The sequence below is a fragment of the Hymenobacter negativus genome (assembly GCF_017571495.1).
GTDB classification, from domain to species: domain Bacteria; phylum Bacteroidota; class Bacteroidia; order Cytophagales; family Hymenobacteraceae; genus Hymenobacter; species Hymenobacter negativus.
Genome location: NZ_JAGETZ010000001.1, coordinates 401,556 through 423,903, shown reverse-complemented (window position 1 = coordinate 423,903; position 22,348 = coordinate 401,556). Strand labels below are relative to the sequence as shown.

The 22,348-nt window shown below is 62.0% G+C and carries 19 protein-coding genes and 1 other RNA gene; 4 read left to right on the top strand and 16 right to left on the bottom strand.

All coding sequences use genetic code 11. The annotated features are described in order from the left end of the window. Window positions 1-50 precede the first annotated feature (50 nt). Entirely contained in the window at window positions 51-488 is a 438-nt protein-coding gene (locus tag J4E00_RS01830; RefSeq protein WP_208173300.1) for a hypothetical protein, read from the top strand. 61 nt (window positions 489-549) lie between these two features. Here the strand turns inward: J4E00_RS01830 and J4E00_RS01825 are convergent, their stop codons facing one another. Further along, window positions 550-1,716, bottom strand: a complete 1,167-nt coding sequence (locus tag J4E00_RS01825) for a sigma-54-dependent transcriptional regulator (RefSeq protein WP_208173299.1) — start codon at window positions 1,714-1,716, stop codon at window positions 550-552. 244 nt (window positions 1,717-1,960) lie between these two features. Here J4E00_RS01825 and J4E00_RS01820 point away from each other — a divergent pair, with 244 nt between their 5' ends. Both J4E00_RS01820 and J4E00_RS01815 read left to right on the top strand, forming a co-directional pair. After that, window positions 1,961-3,244 (top strand): PQQ-dependent sugar dehydrogenase, encoded by a 1,284-nt coding sequence (locus J4E00_RS01820; protein WP_208173298.1) that lies wholly within the window; start codon window positions 1,961-1,963, stop codon window positions 3,242-3,244. A gap of 8 nt (window positions 3,245-3,252) precedes the next feature. Beyond that, window positions 3,253-3,702 (top strand): cytochrome c, encoded by a 450-nt coding sequence (locus tag J4E00_RS01815; RefSeq protein WP_317196580.1) that lies wholly within the window; start codon window positions 3,253-3,255, stop codon window positions 3,700-3,702. 85 nt (window positions 3,703-3,787) lie between these two features. Here J4E00_RS01815 and rnpB read toward each other — a convergent pair. The 13 genes from rnpB to J4E00_RS01755 form a co-directional block, all read right to left on the bottom strand. Continuing rightward, window positions 3,788-4,192: RNase P RNA component class A (gene rnpB, locus J4E00_RS01810), an RNA gene on the bottom strand. A 20-nt stretch (window positions 4,193-4,212) separates the two neighbouring features. Further along, window positions 4,213-4,653 (bottom strand): hypothetical protein, encoded by a 441-nt coding sequence (locus J4E00_RS01805; RefSeq protein WP_208173297.1) that lies wholly within the window; start codon window positions 4,651-4,653, stop codon window positions 4,213-4,215. Window positions 4,654-4,671: 18 nt separating this feature from the next. Further along, a complete protein-coding gene (locus tag J4E00_RS01800) occupies window positions 4,672-6,531 on the bottom strand; it encodes a M1 family metallopeptidase (protein WP_208173296.1) in 1,860 nt (619 codons plus the stop codon). Between the two features lie 59 nt (window positions 6,532-6,590). Beyond that, complete coding sequence (locus tag J4E00_RS01795; protein ID WP_208173295.1) at window positions 6,591-8,417, bottom strand: ATP-binding protein; 1,827 nt, start codon at window positions 8,415-8,417, stop codon at window positions 6,591-6,593. A 239-nt stretch (window positions 8,418-8,656) separates the two neighbouring features. After that, entirely contained in the window at window positions 8,657-11,125 is a 2,469-nt protein-coding gene (locus J4E00_RS01790; RefSeq protein WP_208173294.1) for a LamG-like jellyroll fold domain-containing protein, read from the bottom strand. Between the two features lie 114 nt (window positions 11,126-11,239). After that, the gene (locus tag J4E00_RS01785) at window positions 11,240-11,404 is read right to left on the bottom strand and encodes a hypothetical protein (RefSeq protein WP_208173293.1); all 165 of its coding nucleotides are present in this window, start codon (window positions 11,402-11,404) and stop codon (window positions 11,240-11,242) included. A gap of 57 nt (window positions 11,405-11,461) precedes the next feature. Continuing rightward, a complete protein-coding gene (locus tag J4E00_RS29785) occupies window positions 11,462-11,587 on the bottom strand; it encodes a hypothetical protein (protein ID WP_262898379.1) in 126 nt (41 codons plus the stop codon). Window positions 11,588-11,651: 64 nt separating this feature from the next. Then, window positions 11,652-11,867 (bottom strand): hypothetical protein, encoded by a 216-nt coding sequence (locus J4E00_RS01780; protein WP_208173292.1) that lies wholly within the window; start codon window positions 11,865-11,867, stop codon window positions 11,652-11,654. A gap of 220 nt (window positions 11,868-12,087) precedes the next feature. Continuing rightward, window positions 12,088-12,762 (bottom strand): response regulator transcription factor, encoded by a 675-nt coding sequence (locus J4E00_RS01775; RefSeq protein WP_208173291.1) that lies wholly within the window; start codon window positions 12,760-12,762, stop codon window positions 12,088-12,090. Window positions 12,763-12,899: 137 nt separating this feature from the next. Continuing rightward, window positions 12,900-14,591, bottom strand: a complete 1,692-nt coding sequence (locus J4E00_RS01770) for a hypothetical protein (protein ID WP_208173290.1) — start codon at window positions 14,589-14,591, stop codon at window positions 12,900-12,902. A gap of 117 nt (window positions 14,592-14,708) precedes the next feature. Beyond that, window positions 14,709-14,894, bottom strand: coding sequence for a hypothetical protein (locus tag J4E00_RS01765; RefSeq protein ID WP_208173289.1), 186 nt, complete (start codon window positions 14,892-14,894; stop codon window positions 14,709-14,711). 56 nt (window positions 14,895-14,950) lie between these two features. Continuing rightward, on the bottom strand, window positions 14,951-15,892 hold the full coding sequence (locus J4E00_RS01760) for a metallophosphoesterase (protein ID WP_208173288.1): 942 nt from the start codon (window positions 15,890-15,892) through the stop codon (window positions 14,951-14,953). 72 nt (window positions 15,893-15,964) lie between these two features. After that, window positions 15,965-18,016, bottom strand: coding sequence for a tetratricopeptide repeat protein (locus J4E00_RS01755; protein ID WP_208173287.1), 2,052 nt, complete (start codon window positions 18,014-18,016; stop codon window positions 15,965-15,967). Window positions 18,017-18,588: 572 nt separating this feature from the next. Here J4E00_RS01755 and J4E00_RS01750 point away from each other — a divergent pair. Then, a complete protein-coding gene (locus J4E00_RS01750; protein ID WP_208173286.1) occupies window positions 18,589-19,836 on the top strand; it encodes a hypothetical protein in 1,248 nt (415 codons plus the stop codon). A 218-nt stretch (window positions 19,837-20,054) separates the two neighbouring features. Here the strand turns inward: J4E00_RS01750 and J4E00_RS01745 are convergent, their stop codons facing one another. Continuing rightward, window positions 20,055-20,735 carry a response regulator gene (locus tag J4E00_RS01745; protein ID WP_208173285.1) on the bottom strand — a complete coding sequence of 227 codons (681 nt, stop codon included), beginning with the start codon at window positions 20,733-20,735 and terminating at the stop codon, window positions 20,055-20,057. Window positions 20,736-20,979: 244 nt separating this feature from the next. Continuing rightward, the gene (locus J4E00_RS01740; RefSeq protein ID WP_208173284.1) at window positions 20,980-22,218 is read right to left on the bottom strand and encodes a Smr/MutS family protein; all 1,239 of its coding nucleotides are present in this window, start codon (window positions 22,216-22,218) and stop codon (window positions 20,980-20,982) included. Window positions 22,219-22,348: the final 130 nt, after the last annotated feature.

The window sequence follows — 22,348 nt, the reverse complement described above, 5'->3', positions numbered from 1 at the left end:
CAGTTAATATCTTGCATTAGACAAACAGAATGTAATAGCAGGATAATCTTATGGCAGCTTACTTCAACTCTGACCTGATACGTCGACAAGTTATTGCCGGCATTGCAGCCGCTATTTTGGCTTGTTTCATTTCTGGCTTGCTCGCCCTTCACATCAACGGCAATAGGAATCCTGTGGCAAGTTTCCTATGCACCGGTGCTGGTACTTATATCGGAATGTTACTTGGTATAACTATCAGCGGCTATATTTATTTGCGGGTCAGCCTTGAAGAAGGAGCGTTTTTACCTTTCCTCTTAAAGATTTTCATGAGTTTTTTGGGATTGATAGCTGGCGTTGTATTGGTTTGCCTAACGGTGCTACGCATTTCAAATTCCACTGATTTCTTCCCCACGTTACTACTGGTTACTTCGCTGGCTTTGCTGCCATTGATGGGGGCGATTGCAGGTTTTAACCTCCGGTTTCCTTCCTCACGGAAGTTTAAACTCTAAAGCAAATAGGCCCGAAGCTCAGCTTCGGGCCTATTTGCTTTATGTGAATGAGCAGCTTAACCTACTTCCCCGCAAACGCCTTCGCGTCGCTTTCCGAAATCGTATCGTCGCTCATAATCACCAGGCGTTCCACCACGTTGCGCAGCTCGCGAATGTTGCCGCGCCAGTCGAGCCCTTTGAGGTAGTCCAGGGCGGAAGGGTCTATTTTCTTGGGCTTGTTGCCGTAGTCGGCGGCAATGTCGTTGAGGAACTTCTCGATGAGCTCAGGGATGTCGTCGCGGCGGTCGTTGAGGGCGGGAACTTGGATTAGAATGACCGAGAGGCGGTGGTAGAGGTCTTCGCGGAAGTTGCGGTCGGCAATTTCCTGGAGCAGGTTTTTGTTGGTGGCGGCGAGGACGCGCACATTCACCGAGATTTCCTTTTCGCCGCCCACGCGGGTGATTTTGCTTTCCTGCAGGGCGCGCAGCACCTTGGCCTGGGCCGAGAGGCTCATGTCGCCGATTTCGTCCAGGAATAGGGTGCCGCCGTCTGCCTGCTCAAACTTGCCGATGCGCTGCTTCACGGCTGAGGTGAAAGAGCCTTTTTCGTGGCCGAACAGCTCGCTTTCGATGAGCTCCGAAGGGATGGCGGCGCAGTTTACTTCCACCATCGGGCCGTTGGCGCGCGGGCTGAGTTCGTGCAGCTGGCGCGCCACCATTTCCTTGCCGGCGCCGTTGGGACCGGTGATGAGCACGCGGGCATCGGTGGGGGCCACCTTCTCGATGGCTTTGCGCACGGCACCGAGGGCATCGGAAGAGCCCACCATTTCGGAGCCCTTGGAAGTGACGGAGAGCTTCTTTTTCAGCGTTTTGCTCTCGGTGACGAGCTTGGTGCGGTCGAGGGCATTGCGGACGGTGACGAGCAGGCGGTTGAGGTCGGGCGGCTTGGGCAGGAAGTCGTAGGCGCCTTTCTTGGTGGCGTCCACGGCGGTGTCGATACTGCCGTGGGCCGATACCATGATGAAGGCGGCTTCGGTTCCCATTTTCTGGGCGCGCTCCAGCACTTCGAGGCCGTCCATTTTGGGCATGCGGATGTCGCAGAGCACCACGTCGTACTTCTGCTGAATGAGCATGTCGAGGCCGGCGGGACCGTCTTCGGCCTGGTCTACTTTGTAGTCTTCAAATTCCAGAATCTCCTTCAGCGTGTTGCGGATGGCTTTTTCGTCGTCGATGATGAGGATGCGAGGCATGTGTTGGGAACGGGAAGTAATGCGAACAGAGAGGAGCGAAGGTAACGAAAAGCGGCGCGCGGCGCTCGTCTGTGAAGAAAATCAGGATATTTGGCGCAGGAGTGCCGCAACATTTAGCGTCTAACAATTGCTGCTGCTTTGCTGGGGGCATCTGCCACGCCTCTCCCGGCTATGCAAGCCGCTGCTGCAACGCTGCTTACGTCTGACTCGTTACTTACTAACCTTTTTTCACTTCAACCCATTCATGAAAAATTCCCTAATCCGGCCCTTCCTGCTGTCGGCGGCTATTGCCGGAAGCTTTGGCTTCTACGCCCTCAACAGCAAGCCCACCGTCGTGGCCGACCCCAATAATGCGGGTCTCAAGCTGCTGCCCGGCTTCGGTGCCCTGGTGGTGGCTGAAACCGGGGAGCGGGCCCGCCACATTGCCATTACGCCTCAAGGCAACCTGTACGTCAAGCTAAACCGGCCCACCAAAGACGGCAAAGGCATCCTGGAGCTGAAGGCCGGACCCACCGGCAAAGCCACCGTGACGGGTGGTTTCGGCAACTACGGCGGCACAGGCATGGTGGTCAAAGACGGCTACTTGTATGCCTCCTCTGATGACGACGTGTTTCGCTACAAGCTGGACGCGAAAGGTGAAGTGACTAACCCCACGCAGCCCGAGAAAATCATTACCGGCCTGATAAACCGCCACCAGCACGAGGGCAAGTCCATTGCGCTCGACAACGCGGGCAATATCTATGTCAACATTGGGGCGTATTCAAACTCCTGTCAAGTAAAGGACCGGCAGAAGGGCTCGCTCGGCCAGCAGAACTGTCCGATTTTGGACTCGGCGGGCGGCATCTGGCAATTCCGGGCCGACAAACCCGGTCAGAGCTACGGGGCAGGCACGCGCTTTGCCACCGGCCTGCGCAACGTGGTGGGCCTCGATTGGAACGCGCAGTCCAATCAGCTTTACGTGATGCAACACGGCCGCGACCAGTTGCACGACATCTTCCCGGAGCTTTACGATACCAAACAATCGGCCGAACTGCCCGCCGAGTGCATGTACGCCCTCTCCAAAGGGGCCAACGCCGGCTGGCCGTTCCTCTACTACGACCCCATCCAGCACAAGAAAATACTGGCGCCGGAATACGGCGGCGACGGCAAGAAGGAAGCTGACCCCAAGTACCTGGAGCCTGCTGTGGCTTACCCCGCCCACACCGCGCCCAATGCATTGCTTTTTTACACCGGTACCATGTTTCCGGAGAAGTACCGCAACGGTGCGTTCATCGCCTTCCACGGCTCTTGGAACCGCGCCCCCGAACCTCAGAAAGGCTATTATATCGTTTTTCAGCCCTTCAAAAACGGCAAGCCCAGCGGCCAGTGGGAGGTGTTTGCGGATAACTTTGCCGGCTCACCCGCCAATGCCATCGCGGGCCACCCCGACCACAAGCCCTGCGGCTTGGCCCAGGGCCCCGATGGTTCGCTCTATGTGTCGGAAGACAAGGCGGGTACCATCTATCGCATTGTCTACAACCAGAAATAAGCTGTTTCGTGAAGAACTCTTTCATTATGTTGGCGTTGCTGGTGCTGGGTGCCAGTCCGGCTTTTGCTCAGAAGAAAACGCCTGCTAAAGCTCCTGCCCAAAAAGCCGCCACAACCGGAGTGCCGGCCGCCGTGCTGCTCAAGGGCAAATCCGTTTACACGCAGTCCTGCCTCAGCTGTCACCAAGCCGACGGCGCTGGCGTGGACGGTTTGAACCCGCCCTTGGGCAAAACTGACTACGTGCTCGGCGACAAAACCCGCTTGATAAACGTCCTCCTCAACGGCCTGCAGGGCCAGGACATCAACGGTGAACCCTATCACAACGTGATGCCCTCTCAGGACTATCTCACCGACCAGCAAATGGCCGATGTACTTACCTACGTGCGCAATAGCTTCGGCAACAAAGCCAGTGTCGTGACAGTGGCCGAAGTGAAAGCCGTGCGGGGAGCCAAGAAGTAGAGCCACCGGTCGGACCACCTGTAGCGGTCGGACCGGATAGAAATAAAAAAAAGGCCACTCCCGCGCGGGAGTGGCCTTTTTGATGCGAGGTGATGGGTCTGTAAGCCGGGTTTTGTCCGTAGCCGAAGCCACTGCCTCACCATTTATCTAGGCCAGTCCTCGCGGAAAGGCTCCATCAACCTACCCGCTGGCGCCGGACGAGCCGCCCGGTGCCGATGCGGCCGAAGCCGCGCCGGCGTACCAGCTTATTTGGTCTTTCAACCCCTGAGGTTTACCCAGCCGGGACGGTTGCCCGCCCGCTGGTGCGCTCTTACCGCACCTTTTCACCCTTACCGGCCACCCGAAGGCGACGTAGGCGGTAGTTTTCTGTGGCACTCGCTGTCCTGGTTCGCATTATACTCGCCAGTCCTTCCCGTTAGGAAGCAGGGTGCTCTGCGTTGCCCGGACTTTCCTCGTCGCCCGAAAGCGCCGCGGTGAGGCGACCCATCACTGCGGGCAAAGGTAAGGGTATTAATTCGAGTTGTTTTCCTCTTCGTCCTCGCTGGTGGGGTAGTAAGATGAAATTTCTAGACCGGCTCCGATTCTGCTGAGAAGCAAAAGAAATTCTACAGGAAAATGAAATGATTGAACCCAAACATCTTCCTCAAACAGAGTAGTTGTCAGACCAAAATCGAAGAAGAAGGTAACCCGCTCTTCTATTTTGCCAAGAGCTTCCAATTCATCTACGTGCTGCCAAATAAACTTTCCCGTGTCAATTATTTGACCATTGAAATCATTAAAGTCAGCATTACTTGCGGTGACACAAAATCCTGAATCCTTGGTTACCCAGCTTTCCAAAGGCGTTTGCTGATAATCCCCAGTTCTAAATACCTCATGAGAATTAAGGTTAGAGGTGAGCAGGTAATAATCCACATCAAAGTTCTTGGCAGAAAACCTTAGTTGACAGGACATAATAGCTATTATAAAATTCTACTTCCCCTCCCACGTATTATCTGCCGGGTAGCTGTCGGGTACGAGGGTGCTGCCGAGCGTCACGCGTTTCAGCGGCTGCTTGGTGGCTACGGGGATAGTGACGGCCGTGGCCGACTCCCAGACGGCGATGCTGCGGTGGATTTTCTGGGTGGTGTTGTCGGCGAAGGTGAGGGTGAGGTCGATTGGGATGGGCTTGCTGCCTTTGGCTTGCACGGTGAGGTCGTACCCGGCGGCGGTTTTATTCACGCTGGCAATGGCCAGGTCAGGGTAGCCGGCGTCGAAGAACCAGCGCTGCCAGAACCAGTTGAGGTTGCGGCCCGCTCCGGCGTTCATGCTGTTGAAAAAGTCGTAGGGCATGGGGTGCTTGCCGTTCCACTGGCGGATGTAGGTATGCAGCGCCTTCGTGAACAGCTCATCGCCGAGCATGTCTTTCACATAGAGGTAGCCCATGCCGGGCTTGGGGTAGGAATTGAGGAAAAAGGGCACGCCGGTTTGCTGGGTGCTGAGCGTAACGATGGGCAAGTCCTGCTCGGTGGCGGCATAATTGCCGTAACGGGCCACGCCATAGTCGTCGTCCAGCTTGGGGTCGATGATTGACGAAATCAGCCACTCGCCGATGGTGGCCCAGCCCTCGTCCATCCAGCCGTACTTGGTTTCGTTGATGCCCATGTAGAAGGGGAACATCGTGTGGAAGATTTCGTGGTCGGTCAGGGTGATGGCGTCTTCGCGGGTTTCGGTGGGGTTGTCGTTCACCATCATCGGGTATTCCATCTGGTCAAGGCCGTCGAACACCGTTTCGTGGGCGTAGGGGAAGGGCCACTTGGGGAAGGTGTAGCTCATGGCCTCCACCGTTTTGCGGCTGAAGTCGATGACTTCCTTATAGTCTTCGTGCTTGGGGTTGTACACGGCATCGACGCGGGTGCGGCGCTTGGTGGCAGGGTCCACCATCAGGCTAGTGCTCTGCCACACGTAATGGTCGGCGGTGGCAAATACGAAGTCCGTTACGTTTTTGGCTTCGAAGCGCCAGACGTTCTGGGCATTGGGGGTAGTAATGCCGAGCAGCTTGGCCTCAGCCGGCGTGATGATGCTCACCACGGCGTCCTGCTGCTCGGCGGCGCGCAGGCGCTGGGCGTATTTTTTAGTCAGCACCTGGTCGGTGTTGGTGAGGTCGCCGGTGGCCCAGACCACGAAATCTTTGGGCACGGTGATAGCCGCTTTGAAATTGCAGAAGTCGTTGTAGAACTCCTGGTCGCCGGTGTAGGGCACGCGGTTCCAGCCGTCAATGTCGTCGAACACGGCGATGCGCGGGAAGAAGTAAGCCACAAAATCTGCTCCCGGCTCAATCTCGCCGGTGCGCTGGTGCGAGCCCTTATTGAGAATGTAGGAATAAGTAGCCGTCACGGTGGCCGTCTGGTGCGCACCAATGGCCTTGCGCAGTGGCACGGCCAGGTTGGTGGCGTCAATGCGCAACTTTTTCACGTCGAAGGTTTCGCCGTTGATGGTCAGCGCGCTGATTTTCATGCCCTCGCCAATGTCCTCGGGGGCGAAGGCCTTGCTGCGCGGGGCACCCTTCTGGTAGAGGTTGGGGTAGAGCTTGAACCAGACCTGGTCCAGCTCGCCGGGGCTATTGTTATGGTATTGGATGGCCACGGTGCCGGCCACGCGGCGGGTGCCAGGGTCGAAGGTGATGTTGAGGTCGTAGTCGGCGGTGTTTTGCCAATAGTTGGGACCGGGCTGGCCGCTTTCGGCACGGGTGCCCCTCGTGTAGGTGGCTTGCAGGTTGCGCGGCACAGGCAGCGGGGCCTGGGCCAGGGTAGATAGGGGGAGGAGTAGGGAAAGGAGGGGAAGAAAGCGCATGAATTAAGACGGATGACAGATGGCGTAGGATGACGGACGGCGCTCACGAGTACAGGTGGCTAACCCGGCAGGCAAGCTACTACGCCAAACCCTGTGGCCTCGGCCACGAAGTGCAGCGCACCGCCCACGGCTTCGGCTCGTTGGCGCATGTTAGTGAGGCCGTGGCCACCGGGACGGGAGGCCGGGGCAGGGCCGGGGGCATTGTCGCGCACCGACAGGCAGAGCTGGCCTGCGTCCAGGCTCAGGCGGATGGTGACCTGGGAAGCTCCCCGGGCGTGTTTCACCGCGTTGTGCAGGGCTTCTTTGTAAATCAGGTACAGTGTCTGGCACACGGCCACGTTGGGATTGCGGGCAGCGGCCTCCGCTGTAATGGCAAAATCGACGGCCAAGCCAGCCGGTGGGAGCACTTCGTGGGCGTGTTCGCGCATGTGCATCACTACCTCGGGCAGCTCGGCCGAGCTGGCGTGGAGGCCCCACACCACATCGGCCATCTGGCGGGCGGCGCGGCGGCTGGTATCGCTCAGGCGCTCCAGCCGGGCCAGGGTGGCTTCGGGGGCGGCGGGGGCTTCGCGCAGCAGGTCGCTTTGCAGACTGATTTGGGTGAGCAAGGCACCCACGTCGTCGTGTAGGTCGGCGGCCAGGCGGGTGCGCAGGGCCGTGTCGTACGTGGCCTGGCGTAGGGCTTGGCGGCGGCGGTATTGCCAAAAGGCCCACCCAGCTAGCAGCAGCAGCCCCCCCGCGAGGCTGCTCACGCCCGCCACCTGCTGGCGGTAGCGCAGGCGGGTCAGCTCCTGGGTTTGGGCGGCCAGGCGACGGTCCTGTTGCAGGCTGCGAATCTGAGCCTGCTGCTCAACATCGTTGAAGCGGGCCTGGGCCTGGGTGAGGGCGGCCGTATTCTCGTGGGCGTGCACGGTGTCGCTCAGGGCCTGCAGGCGACGCAGCGTATCGTAAGCGGCGGGCTGGCCTAGGGCGTGCATGGCCTCGGCCAGCAGGTCCAGATTCTCCACCTCAATCTCATTTGATTGAGAGCGTCGGGCCAGGGCTACGCCCATTTGGGCTTCGGCCAGGGCCAGAGCCGGGCGGTGCTGGGCTAGGTAGCGGGCGCCCAGGTAGCCGTGGGCTTCGGCTACTAACTGGTCGAGGTGGGCGGCGCTGCCCAGCCGGACGGCCCGCTGCCACGAGGCCACCGCCGAATCGGGCTGGTGCTGGTATTGCTGTATCTGCCCCAGGCCAATGGTCACCGCCACGGGTAGCTCCGGCCAGGTACAGTGGGGGAGTAAGGCCACCGCCTGCCGGAGTAAGGGGGCAGCCGCGGCCTTCTGCTGGTGGTTGAGATAGTAGTTGGCGAGGTTGTAGAGCGTCAGTACCTCGTTGTTGTAGCCGCGGGGATGAGCCTTGGCGAAGGTAGCGCGGGCCTGGCCGTAGTAGCGCAGGCCGTCGGCCACGTTGCCGGTGTTCACGGCCATGCTGGCCATGCCGGCGTAGGCACTGCCCGTCAGGCCAGTATGGTGGGCCTTTTGCGCGGCCCCCAACATCAGTTGGTAGTATTGCTGGGCGCGGGCGTAGCGGTGGGCCTGGTATTCGAGGCCGGCCAGGGCGCCATAGGCATTGGCTTCCCCGCGCCTGAAGCCAATGCGGCGGGCCAGACTCAAGGCCTCCTGCACATAGGGCGGGGCCGAGTCGGGACGGGCATAGATGAGGGCCTGGTATGCCTCCATGGCTTTGAAAACCCGCTCCGTATCGGGCAGGCCCGCTTTCCTCACAGTAGCCCGTAGCGAATCGAAAGGAAAAGGCCGGGTTCCGCCTGAACCGGACTGCGCCCTGCCTGGCCTGGCCAGCAATAGCAAGGCCAGCCCCAGCCTGTAGGAACATAAGCGAAGCGCCATATTAATATTGTCCAGAAAAGACAGAAGTCAATGGCAAAGAAAGCGCAAAAAAACGCTTGTTTTGGTATGAACCTCGTTTGCATCCGGCCATCAATAGGCTGCTGCTTACAATTACAGTTCTTAAGCAAGCATCCGGTGCAGTCCGCAGGCCGGACGCTTGCTTAAGAGCGCTTTTACGCGGCAATTAAAAAGAGCCTCCGGCTATAAGCCGCCTACTGGGCAGGGACAGGTTTAAGCTGCTACTCCACCGTAAGGCGCAGGGCAGTGGAACCTGCCCGCACTACGTACAGGCCGCTGGGCAGCCCGGCGGGTAGCTGGAGGATTGCCGTGCCGCTGGCATCTGCCGTAGTGGCCGTCACTTCCCGGCCCCGCACGTCGAATGCGCGCACGGCGGCACCGGGTGCGGCACCGCTTAGCGTAGCCAAGCCAGTAGCAGGCGTGGGGAATAGCGTGGCCGCGTTTGCCCCGGGCCGGGCCACGCCGCGCACCGGCGAGTAGTTGGCCGTGCCGTCGGCATCGAACAGCCGCAGCCGGTAGTAGAGCATAGCAGCCGTGTGGGGCAGGTGGGCATCGCGCAGCGCATAGGCTTGCTGGGCAGCGCTACTGCCCGCCGCCGGCACTATACTCAACAAGCCAAATTCGCTGCCATCAATGCTGCGCTCCACTTCAAAGCGGGCGCTGTTTTTTTCCGAAGCCGTGGTCCAGGCCAGGCGCACGGCCTCGGAGCCGTCGAAGCTTGCCGTGAAGGCGCTCAGCTCCACAGGAAGCGGGGAGCCGAGTGTGATGCGGTTGGAAAATGCTCCCTGGTCGGGGTTGGCCAGGCCGGCATTGAGGGCCCGTACGCGGTAGAAATACGGGCTGCTGCTGTTGAGGCCGGTTAGGTCGAAGCTGGTAGCGGGCGCGGCAATGGTGAAAGGCGAGCCGGCAATAGCGGCGCTGAAGCTGGCATTGGTGGCCACATCCAGCAGGTAGCCGGTGACCGTGCCGAGGGCTGGGGCCGTCCAGGTAGCGGTGAAGCCGGTGGCGCTGCGGTTGGTGGGGGCAGTGGCGGTGGGCACCGCTGCCGCATAGCTGGCCACATAGTTGCTGGGCGCTCCCGTGAGGCCAAAATTGCTGAGGGTGCCCGGGTAAGCGTTGCTGCTCAGGTCAAGCAGGGTGGTTTGGTCGGCGTTGGAGCCGGCGTCGCTGCCTTGGTCGAAATTGAAGTAGGCCATCAGGTTGGCGGGCAGGGCGGGGGCGAGGCTCCGCATGTCGGCTGCCACGTCGGCGGCCGTCAGGCTGGTATTGTAGATGCGGACCTCATCGAGCCGGCCCGTGAGCAGGTTGCCGTAGATGGTCGACTTGCCCAAGGTAAGGTTTTCGCTGCCGCTCACGGTGCCGGTGGTGCTGGTGCCCGTGCCATCGGCCACGCCATTCACGTAGAGCTGGTAGGTGAGAGCGGCCTTGTTCCACACGGCGGCTACGTGCACCCAGCGGTTAGCAGGCAGCACCGCAGTGCCGTCGGCCCGCCGCCAGGCGGTGTTGCCGGTGCCGTTGGGCCAAACTTCGGCGTGCAGGGTGTTGCCGTTGATGTACAGGTTATAATCGCCGGTTTTGCGGATGATGGACTGTGCGCCCGCCCCGCCATTGTACTGCACCCAGGCTTCAAGGGTGAAGTTGTTTGGCCCGAGGTTGTGTGCGGCCGGGGTAGGGCCGAAAGCTACGTAGTCGTCGGTGCCGTCGAAGGCCAGCGCATTGCCGGGAGCCGTGCCTACCGTGAATGCCCGGCCAGTGCTGCTGCCACCGGGTGAAGTCACGGTGGCCAGCCCTGAGGTGGCGCCCGCCGGCACCGTTGCCGTGATTTGGGTGGCCGAGTTCACCGTAAACGCCGCCGCCGTGCCATTGAAGCTTACCGCCGTGGCCGTGCCCAGGTTGCTGCCCGTGAGCACCACGCTGGTACCCACCGGTCCGCCCTGTGGGGCCAGCGTCGTCAGGGCGGGCGCGGGCCCGTAGCTGAGTTGACCCACCGTTACCGTTTGCAGGCCGACTGCCCCGCCGCAGGCCCCCGTGAAGCCAAAGCGCACGTTCGGATTGCCGCCAAATACGGTGCTCGTCAGGTTATCGGAATAGCTGAAGCGCTGCACACCGTCAAGGTAGCCCGTGAGGGTGGTGGTGGCCGCGCTCCAGGTCAGGCGGAGCAGGCGACTGCCCGTGAGCAAGGTTGAGGGCGTGGTGATGGGCACGTAGCGGTAGGGGAAGTAATTTTTATTCTTCACCAAAGCGAGGTGGCTGCCGTCCTGGTCGTAGCGCCCGCCGGTGGTGCCGCCGCTGCCGTTGGCAATGTCCAGCTCCAGGCCCAGCGACTGGGCAAAATCGGTGCCCGAGCCGCCGTAGTAGCCCATGCCCGAGCCCAGCGAGGCTGTAGTAGCCGTGGCCGAAGAGTTGTGCAGCACGAACAGCATGCCGTCGCCACCCGGCTGGGAAGTCACAAAGGTCAGGTCGAAGTTGTAGGCCAGGCTGATGGTGGCATCACTCCAGAAACCTCCGTACACGTTGCTGGTCGCGGTGGTCACGGTGTAGTTGCCGTTGCCATTGTTGGCCCCCGTGCCCACCGTGCTAAAGGTCATGGGCTGGCCCGTGGCCGCCGAAACCGCCGCCACGACCAGCAAGCCGATAGCCAACCAGTGCCGGAGCCGAGGAAAAGAAAGAGAGAGTAACTGAACAAGCATAAGCGGAAATAACTAAGATAAAGAGGGTAAAATAACGGTGACTTTTAAGCTGTTGTAGCTGCACGGGGCCGTTGCGGCGCGCTCTTCAACCGGCCGGCAGGGGCTGCAGCCGGGTTAGTCGGATGAGGATTGTGGTAAGGAATTGGCGGTAGCCGAGGGGAACCATGTGAAGGGGGGCACGGGGGGTAGGGCCGGCCGGTGGGTAGTGGCCGTGAGCCGGCCTAGCACCAGCAGCGCCATCAGCAATAGCCAGCGCCCGATAAAAGCCAAGTCTTTCATTGAGTAGGAGGTAAGAAATTGTAAGAGTGGTGCAAAAGCAGCGGCGCGCAATAATTACTACCCCACGCAGCGTGCCCCGAAGGCCGCCGTGGCCATGGTGTGGCGCAGCCCATAGCTGCCATTGGCCCCGTAGTGAATGTTGTTCCCCTGGTCGCGGCCATTATTGGCGAACGAGTGTAGCACGCAGCCCAGCAGGGTAGGTACTTGCAGCGTGGCAGGCCATGCCGGGGCCGAGGGAAGAGGCTACCTATCCCGCCGCTTTGGAGGAATATATTCCAAAGCCGGCCGTGAGGGGATTCGGAGGCCCGGTGCATACCACCGGGGAGCTGATGTTGCCGCGGCGCATTTCCAGCGCGCCATCGTTGGCAGGGGCGTCGCCCGTTTGGGCGCTCGGGCTGGCCGTGCCTACCTGATGCACGGCCAGCAACAGCCTGGGATTAATAATCGAGTAAAGTTGATTCATACGCCCGCCGCTTATTTTAACTGTAAAGTGAGAATAGAATTTGCTGTTGACAAAGCACGGTTCCAGTCGCACATGGCGGTATGACATGGATATGTTTATTTTTTGCTAGTAAACGGTGTGGAATCTAATTTTTTAGTGATAAAACCTAATTTTAGTGCCTAATTATTGCGAGGCATGTTGTTTCACTGATATCAATAGGGGTTGACCAACCCGTATTTCGCTACCGACGCTGCCGCCGTAGCGCGTGGGCCATGAGTTCACTTTTGGAGTTGATTTGCAGCTTGCGGTACACGGCCCGGATGTGGTTGCGTACGGTGTCGATGCTGATAAAATGGCGCTCAGCAATCAGCTTATAACTCAAGCCATCTTCAATGCCGCGCACGATTTCCAGCTCCCGCGCCGTGAGGGCCTCGGCGGGCAGCAGGTCGTCGAGTGGAATGTTGGGTGGCAGCGGAACCGGAATCTGCGCGAAGGCCTGTACCACGTAGCGCGCCACGCTGGGGGACATCGGCGAGCCGCCGGCTGCTACCTGCAGCAGGTGCTCCTTGAGTTGGGCCAGCGGTGTATTCTTCAGCAGGTAGCCCACGGCCCCGGCCCGCAACGCCTCAAATACCCGCTCGGCATCGGCAAATACGCTCAGCATGAGTACCTGAGCTTGGGGCAGCTGCTGCTTAATCAGAGGCAGCCCGCTGATGCCCGACAAACCCGGCAGGCCAATGTCGGAGAGAATAAGCTGCGGCGGCACCGCGGCCGTGGGCAACTGCTCCAAAAACGCTTCGACGGAATCGACCACCAGCACGCAACGAAATTCCGGCTGGGCACTCAGGTACTCGTGCAGGGTTTCGCGGATGGAAACCTGGTCTTCAATAATGGCCAGTGCGAGGGGGAATTGCATGACGCAAAGGTGCAGCCCAAACCCGCGCCGCGGTATGCCACGACCGGGTATGTTTTACAGAAAATCCGGCCGCTATAAAAAAGCCTCCGGCCAAGCGGACAGAGGCTTTCGCAACACGGCAAGGCCGAGTACTACGCTCAGGGAGCAAAAACGGCAAAGGAGAAGTAGCCGTCGACCTGACTACCACCGGGAGAATAAGTGCCGATTGTAATGGTGCCAGTGCCAAAGCCGATACAGTTCGCGAATCCTGGACCACCCATGCAGGAGGCCAGCACCGTGTAGCCAGCGGTACTGACTCCGCTCAATCCGCTGGCCGCTGTGAACGTGATGGTGTAGACACCCGTGCTGGTGCGCACAGCCGTGTAGTTGCCCGAAGTGCTGTAGAGCGTAGCAGGATTTCCGCCTATTTGCCCGTATGCCACGGCCAGCATGTTGCGGGTGCCGGTGCCGGGGGTCAATATTTTGCCGGCCGTGCCGCTGGTGCCCACGCTCAACGTGCCACCCACCGTGCCGTTGCCGCCCACGTTGAAGCCGCCGGACTGGGCGGTGGCCGTCTGGTTCTGGATGAAGGCCGTGCCACTGGGAGCCGGGATGCTGCTGATGCTGCCATCGGGGGCCACCGTGAGCACCCGGCCGCTATTAAAAACCTGCAACGTGTTGGCGGCTGCGCCACTGGCCACGGCGGTGAGGGTGCCGGTGGTGGCAACGTTGTTAGCCGTCGCGTCGAGCGGTACGGTGCCGCGCAACACCGCTGTGCTGCCGCTCACGTCAATAATCTGGAGCACATTGGCCCCGCTCACGCGGCAGGCCACGTAGGCCAGGCTGCCGCTCAGGGCCACGCTCACGGGGGTGGTGGCAGTGGCAAAAGTGCTGCGCAAGGTGGGCACGCCGGTCGGGCTCAGGCTGTAGGTATTCAGCGTGTTGCTGCTGATGGTGAGGGAGCACAGCGTGGAGGTAGTAAGGGCTACCGGCACGTCATAGCCGCCATTGTAGCCCGGAAACCCGGTGTTGCCCACGGCCACCGGTGCGGCCGGGTTGGCCACGCTCATGATGGAAACGCCCCCGTACATGCTGCTCACCGCCACGAAGCTGCCCGCCGCCGCTGCCGCTTGTGGCGTGTAGCTGAAGGGGGCCGTGAGGCTGCTGCCCAGCTGGGTGGCCGTGGCCGGCGTTGTGATGTCGTACACGTTGAAGACGCCGGGGCTGCCCGCCTTGTCATACACCGCAAAAAGGCGGTTGTCGAGAATGGTCATGGCCCCGTTGACGGCTGATAGGGCCCCGGGCGGAGGCACGAGCGTATTGACCAGCGCGGGCGTGCCGCCGCTCAGGGTGAAGAGGCGCGTGAGGCCGATGTCGCTGCCATTGCCATTGGCCGTGTTGCAGAGTACGGCGGCCACTGTGCCGTTGGTGGCGACTTCCTGGGCATTGGCCAAGTTGGTGGCATCGGTGAGGGTGCCGCGCAGCACGGGCGCGTTGGGGTTGCTCAGGTCGTAGAGGCTCAGGGAGCTGGCGCCCCGGTTGAGCACCACGGCCAAGGTGCCGCTCAGGGCCACCAGCGGGTTATTGAGGCCGGGGGTGGTGCTGGCCAGTGGGGCCGCAGCGGCCCCGTCGGTGGGGTACAGGGCGGAGGCCGGGGTCAGGTTGCCGTTGGCATCGGCCTGCACCAGCCGGGTGCTGCTGCCGTTGAGGGCGCGCACCCGCACGTTGCCGTTCACATCGAGCGGCTGGGTGGGGCTGGTGGTGCCAATGCCCACGTTTTGGGACTGCGCAGCAAAAGGTAGAGCCAGTAGCAATAGCGCACGGCTCCAAAGAGAGAAGAAGTTGGGCATAGAGAGAAGAATGGTGATAAACAAAAAATCCCCCGGCCCAATCGGACCGAGGGATGCTACAAAGGTAAGAGTTGCTTTCGGGCGGCAGCACTATAGGAATGACGGTGCCTAAATGATTTAGGTACGGGTACCGACGTGTATTGGCTGGGGCGCAGTGCTTCCAGGTTGCTCCGTTTTTTTCAAGCAGTCAGCGTAGTAGTGGCGCTGCTCAGCCACAACAGGCACGTTGTTGAAATAAGGCGGGGGCGTAGCGGTAGCCAAGCTGATAAATCCTTCATCGTTGCGCTGGTACCAGCGCTTCACAGCATCAAGCCAGCCATGAAAAGGAGATGACCGAGGAAGCTGGGAACCCCGGTAGTTTACTGCTCTGCCTGCTGGCCCACTACCCGTACCAGGCTGTCCGGCGTCAGCGTTTGCTCGCCGTGCCAGCGGTAGGCCACCAGCTCGCCGCCCTTGGCCACGCTGTAGTCGAGGCACACAGAGTGCGGCGTGAGCAGCCGGGGTTCGCCGCGCAGCCAGTAGTGGCCGAAGAAGACGGGCGTCTCGTCCTGGTAGTAGCTGGCGTCGGGCAGGGCGGCCACGTCTACCGGCAGGCCGGCCAGTGCCTCAATGGACTCCAGAAAGTAGTCGTGGTAGGTGGCCGCCACGGGGTTGCGCCACCACGCGGTGCGCACCATGGTGCGGCGGTGGCCGTCTTTGTCGAAGAAGTGGTGATTGCCGGGTAGCGCGGTTTCGTGGCCCTTTAGCGTGACTTCGATGGCCGCCAACTCGTCCGAACCCGTTCGGCTGGCGCGCAAAAGAAAGTCATCGGTCAGGCGGGCATCGGGGAGCTGCTCGCGCAGGTAAGCAATGTAGCGGGCATCCCAGCAGGCGTGCACCACGCGCAGCCCCGGCAGCTCCAGAAACAGCGGCAGCTTCATGAACCACGCCAGGTAATCCTGCCATTCGGCAAAAAGCTCTTTGCTGCTGAACGCCCGAATGGTTTCGAGGTGTTGCAGAATGTGGTGCGGCAGGTGGGGCCGCAGGTGCCCGCCGCCGGGGTGAAAAGTCCAGAAGGCAAGGGCATTGTACTCGTGGTTGCCCATCACGGCCAGGGCCGCGCCGCCGTCCACCATGCCGCGCACCACTTGCAGCGTTTCGCGAATGGCCGGGCCGCGGTCAATAAAATCACCCAAGAAAATTACCTGCCGCCCCGCCGGGTGGCGGTGAATGCCTTGGGCATCGGGCTCGTAGCCCAACTGGTTAAGCATGAGGTGTAACTCAGCCGCGTGGCCGTGAATATCGCCGATGAGGTCGTACATAAAGGAAGGGGATTAACAGAAGAACAAGTATAGCGCTCGGGTTGCAGAGCCGTTTGGGAAGTGCCAGCACCACTACGCGGGCAGGCAGGCCACCAGCCGAAAGCCGGCTGTTTCGGCCACGATGTGGAGGGCTCCGCCCACGGCCTCGGCCCGGCGGCGCATGTTGGTGAGGCCGTGGCCGCCGGGGCGGGCGGTAGCGGCGGGGCCCGGGGCATTGTCGCGCACGTTCAGGCAGAGCTGGCCGCCATCCTGGCTTAGGCGAATGGTGACCTGGGTAGCGCCCTGGGCATGCTTCACGGCGTTGTGCAGGGCCTCCTTGAAAAGCAGGTACAGCGTTTGGCACACGGCCACGCTGGGGCGCAGCGCGGCGGCCTCCTCGGTCACGGCAAAGTCAATGGCCAGGCCAATGGGCGAAAGCACTTCGTAGGCGTGCTCGCGCATGTGCATCATCACCTCGGGCAGCTCGGCCGAGCTGGCGTGCAAGCCCCACACCACGTCGGCCATCTGGCGGGCGGCGCGGCGACTGGTGTCGCTCAGGCGCTCCAGCCGGGCCAGGGTGGCTTCGGGGGCGGCCGTCGTTTCGCGCAGCAGGTCACTTTGCAGGCTGATTTGGGTGAGCAGCGAGCCCACGTCGTCGTGCAGGTCGGCGGCCAGCTGGGTCCGCAACTCGGCATCGTGGGCCAGTTGACGGGCGGTCAGCCGGCGGCGGTAGCGCACAAATAAGCCGATGCCCAGGCCCAGGCCCAACAGGGCCAGCAGCCCCACCAGCGCCACCTGCTGCCGGGCGCGCAGGCGCAGCAGCTCTTCCTCCTGGGCCTGGCTGCGGGTGCGGGCCGTGAGTAGCGCTACCTGCTGCTCGGCGCGGTCGGTTTCAAACTCGGCGCGGGCCTTCTGCACCTCTTCCTGGCTTTGGCGCTTGTACTGGTCTTCTTCGAGGTGGCGGGCCTTTTCCTGCCAGCGCAGGGCTTCCCGGAAATCACCCCGGTCCTTGGCCACGCTGCTGAGCACGAGCAGGGCGCGGGTATTCTGAAGCAGCTTGGTGCCCTGCGCGGCCAGGCTGGCTTTGGCCCAGTGTTCGGCTTCGGGCAGGCGATGCTGATGGAAGTAGATGGCGGCCAGCGAGCTCATCTCGGTGGCCACCTGGGTGGTCTGGCCCTGCTGCTGGCACAGGCGTAGGGCCAGGGTTTGGTAGTAGATGGCCGAATCGCCCCGGCCCAGGTCGCTGAAAGCCCCCGCGATGCTGCCGTAGCAGGAGGTGAGGATGCCTTCCTGGTTTTGCTGGCGCAGGCCCCGGATGGTCTGGCGGTAGTAGCCCACAGCTTCGGCCGGGCGGTGGCGGGCCCAGGCAATGTTGCCCAGGGTTTGATACACGGGCGGCAGCAACTCGTCGGCGTGGCGGGCCTGCAGCATGGCCAGGGCTTGGTGGGCGTAGCGGTCGGCTTCGGGCAGGCGGCCAGCCTGGTGCAGCACGGAGGCTAGGTTACCCAGGGTATTGGCCTCGTCGGCGGCCCGGCCCAGGCGGTGCTGCTGGCGGGCGGCGCGCAGCAGCACAAAGGCCGCCGAATCGGCCCGGCCCTGGTAGAGGTAGACTACGGTGGCCGTGCCCGAGAGCTCGGCCTGGGCGGCCACATCGTGCAGACGGCCGTACTCGGCATGGGCGCGGCGCAGGTAGGCCAGCGCAGGACGGGGCTGGTCGGTGTCGCCTAGCAGCCAAGCTAGATAAGCGTGGTTGGCGGCCTGCCAGCGCAGGGGAGCTTCGCCCAGCAGCTTCTCGGCCCGGTGCAGCAGGGGAGCGGCGGCGGTGGGGGCCCCTACCTGCAGCAGCAGGAAACCCCGCAGGCTGAGGGCACGGCCCACGCCCGCGGAGTCGGCTTGCTGCCGGGCCAGGGCATCGGCAGCCTGGGCGTAGGCCACGGTTTGAGCCGAATCGACGGTCGTGGCAAAGGCAGCGGTGGCGCGCAGGTACAGGGCCAGCCGGGCGGTGGGTGTATGGGCGGTAGCCGCGGCCGGGCGCAGGCTATCGGGCAGCGGTGGCAGCGGATGGGCAGCGGAACGAACCTGCGCCATTACGGGGCCGGCCAGTAAGCCAGCCAGCAGCACCCCGTACCGGGCAAACAAAAGCATAGTAATGGACCCCGAAAAGATGCGATAAGCCCAGCAAATAAACAGACAAATCTGCCCATCAGCATTTTCAAGAGCCCACCAACAGCCTGTTCAAGAAAGAAAAGCTGCTAAATAGCTGACTCCATGACTTGAAAAAGCCTGCGCCGTTGGCCAAGCGCTGGAAGGTGCAACAAAAGCGGCGGGAGATGCGCCAGTGATAAGAGCCATGCTACTTAGGCTAGCTGCCAGGCGTGTGAGCAGGCTCCCGGTGGCCAGCCACGGCGCTGAAGTTGCCATTGGCATCAGCCGTCACCACGCGGGTGCCCGTGCTGCTCAAGCTTGCGGCCTGGATGTTAGACGTATCGCGGGGAGTAGGCGCGCACCACTGTTGCTAGCCGGTTTCGACATAGCCCACCTGCGCGCGGCCCGCGCCCAGCTTCTGCTGCGTGAATACCGAGCCGCCCGCGCATGGGGGCCGATGCTGTGGTTGAGGGAATTGGTCCGATATGAAAGCAGTTGGGCCCCTGCCGTACACTTTGCAAGCTGACCACTACATTTAAGGGCGCCTTGCTAATGAGGAGCCCATCTACCTAATGGAAGACCTGCCGCCCTCATCCTCCGACCCCACGCTGCCAACCACCCCCGAGGCGCGGGCCGCATACATCAAAGAAGCGCAGGGCAAGCGCGACCTGACCGGGCTATCGCGCCTATTTGAGGCCGAGCTACTGGCGCTGCCGGCGTTTGCGAAGGCCATGGCGCCATACTTCGCCCAAAGCCAGCCGCACATGGCCCGCATGTATGCCAATGCCAAAGCCGCCGCCTACATCAAAGGGCCAATGCTGCTGAAACGGGCGGGGGCACACTTCGTAGAAATCCGTGAGGAAGCAGCCCACGACCTGTGGGAGATTCAGCAGAAGAAGCTCTTCGACTTGCAATGCCGCTGGCGGGCCGAGCAAATTACCCTGCCCGGCGTGCGCCACACCCAAGAGTTCCGGCAGTGGGAAAAGTACATTGAGCACTGCCCCTGGCTGCCGCCCATCACCGCCGACGAAGTGGCCCTCTACAAGGATTATCTGCGCTCCGACTCCTACGAGCCCAACCGCAACTGGTCTTGGCAGGCCTACGACACCTTCCGGAGTAGCGCCGCAGGCAGCGAAGACGCCAACGACGAGGACGACGATGGGTACGACTCCGCCGAGCGCCAAGCATACCGCACCCTGCCGTCGTGGTACAGGTACCACGACGCGGCCATCGGCGCGAGCTCCCTAATGGCCCTTCCCGACGTGCGCGGCGAAAAAGAGGCATACTACATTGGCATCACCGAAGCCGACAAAGCGGAGAAGCTGGCCGCCCAGCGCGGCCGTGGCGACATGGCCGCGAGCCTTCCGTGGCACCCATTTATCGGCGCTAAGGACTACAGTCCGTATTTCCAACAGTTTGAAACCCCCGCCGAGCTGCCGCGCCTGCTGCGCTGGTACGAGGCCGACCGCGCCGATACCCTGCGCCGCAACGGTTATTTGTACGAGGCTACCCACTGGATAGAGCGTGCGTTGGAGAGCCAAGCGTCGCCGTGGCCCATCGCTGCTCATTCCGACTGGCGACTAGCGGTAATAGCAGCCGGGATGCGGGCGTGGGGGCACCAACTGGCCGATGTGCTGACCGAGGTCTGGCAAGAGCAGGAGCAAGGCCGCACGCTGGGCTTACCCGTCACAGGCCCAAAGGTGTACGGCGACCGCAAGCCGTTCGCGGAACTCGACTGGGCTGAGGAAGAAACCTACCAGCCTAAATTTATTTTACGCGGCCGTGAGCTGGCTGGCGAACCGCGCGACTTCAACTTCTAGTCGGCACCGTCGCGCGCACCTGACAGGGCTACGGTTAGCCGACCGGTGAGCTGGCGGGCAACTCCCGTCCGACTTTGGCTGCTGTTTGCCGTCCGCTGGGCAACCCTGCTTCTGCGCCTAAGACACCTTTGCCCGGCCGGCGGCCAGGTGTTGTTTCAGCGTGGACACGTCGGGGGTAGAGGCTTGAGGCTGGTCCTGCATTCAGCATTTCGCTTTCGCTACCGGCGCTGCCGCTTCAGTGCGTGCGCCATCAGCTCGGCTTTGGAGTTTACTTGCAGCTTGCGGTACACGGCCCGGATGTGGTTGCGCACAGTCTCGATGCTGATGCAGTAGCGGTCGGCGATGAGCTTATAGCTGAGGCCACCCTCAATGCCGCGCACGATTTCCCGCTCCCGGTTGGTGAGGGGCTCGGCCGGCAGCAGGTCGGCCAGGGCAATTCCCGAATTCAGCGGGGCCGTGGCGGGCATCTGCGCGAAGGCCTGCACCACGTAGTGCGCCACACCGGGCGACATGGGCGAGCCACCGGCTGCCGCGTGCAGCAGGTGCTCCTTAAGCTGGGCCAAGGGGGTGTTCTTCAGCAGGTAGCCCACGGCCCCGGCCCGTAGCGCCTCAAATACCCGCCCGGCATCGGCATACACGCTCAGCATGAGTACTTGGGCCTGGGGCAGCCGCGTCAGGATAAAGGGCAGGCCCTGCGTGCCGGTCAGCCCGGGCAGGCCGATGTCGGAGAGAATAAGCTGCGGCGGCACCGCGGCCGTGGGCAGCAGCTCCAAAAATGCTTCGATGGACCCGGCCACGAGCACACAGCGGAATTCCGGTTGGGCACAGAGGTACTCGTGCAGGGTTTCGCGGATGGTAGCCTGGTCTTCGATAATGGCCAGGGCAAAGGGGAATTGCATGACGCAAAGTTCCCATCCAAACCCACGCGGGGGTATGGCATAAACATGTTGTTTTTCAGTGCGGTGCCCAAACACGGAAAAGCCCCCGGCCAGGTAGCCGGGGGCTCGCGCAAAACTTTCAGATTGCCTAATAGGCAGCATTTTCGTAGTGTGTTTTTACTAAAATACACTTCGTATCAATGCTTTACCACTGCGCTCACTGCGGGAAAGGCAAAGCCGTCCATACAAGCTGGAAAAGCCTGTGCTACTTCAGCCGGACCAGCGTGGCGCCGAAACCAAACTTCCCTTTCTGAGCGTCCTCGAAGAACTTGATGTCCTTATTGCGGCTGAGCTGGCGGTGGATTTCCTTGCGCAGCGTGCCGCTGCCCAGGCCGTGGATGAAAACAATTTCGTGCATGTTGGTGGCCAGGGCGCGGGTCAGGGCATCCTCAAACGCATCAAGCTGGAGACGCAGAATAGCCGTGTTGCTCAGCTCCTCCTTGTTGTCGGGGCGCAGGGCTTCGAGGTGCAGGTCAAACTCGTGCGGCGGCGCCACCACCGGCGCGGCGGGCTTGGCAGGCGCGGCGGCAGCCACTACGGCCACTGGCTTGGCCGGCGCATCACCGCTCAGCTGGGCCTTGAGGGCGGCGGCATCCACGCCGACAGGTTTAGCAGGCTCGGGGGTGGGAGCGGGGGCCTCCTGGGCCAGCTTTTCGGGCGCGATGGCCGCGGCGGCCTTCTCATCCAGCTGGAACAGGTAGGCATCCTTGCCAATCACCGGGGCGGGCCGCTGGCTGCTGTAGAACGTGCTGGCTTTGAAGGCCTGGCGCTTGGTGAGCAGCTCGTAGGCCGCGTCGCCATTCGGGCGGGTGGGCAGCAGCTGAAACACCACGGCGGGCCAGGTTTCAAAGTCCTTGAGGTGCAGGAAGGAGAGGGGCTTGGTGCTGGCCTTGGGGCCGAGCTTGTCGGCGGCCAGGGCGCGGTAGGGGCGGGCACTGGTTTCTTCGCCGTAGGTATACAGCACGTCGGCCTCGGTATTATTGATGAGCGTGACGCCCAGCAACTCCGGCGACTGATGCACCAAGGCCAGAAACAGGCCTTTGGCCGCCGCCGGCTGCTTGGCGTTGCCACCGCTACTGGCTACCGGGCCGCTGCTACCAGCCGGCTTCGCGATGCCCGCGCCGCTGGAGGCCGCCGCAGCTAGGGCCTCTTGCAGTGAGGGCTGGGCCGGTTTGGCGGGGCCGGGCGTGTGGACCGTATGCTTGCTCTTGTCTTTCTTGCTGGCGTTGGCGTTGCGGCCGGGTGTCTGGCCTGGGCCGTAGTCGATGGCGGCGCGGTCGAAGTTCTTGCCTTCTTCCTGGGCCACTACCACCACCTCGCGCCGTAGCACGGGAATGGTAAAATCATTGTCAATGGCAACTTCCACCAACTCGCTATCGAGCAGGCGGGTAACGATGCCTTCTTCGGTGCCGGTCAATAGCCGGACTCTGTCTCCTACATTCATAACATTTCGGGTTTGCGCCAGGCGGCGCGGTTTTCAGTGAGTGAAAACAACAGCCGGGGCGGGGTGGGTTCGTCAAAAGTACGGTTAGAAGAGGCCGTGCGGATGGATAAACAATTTCCTGCGGTCCGCC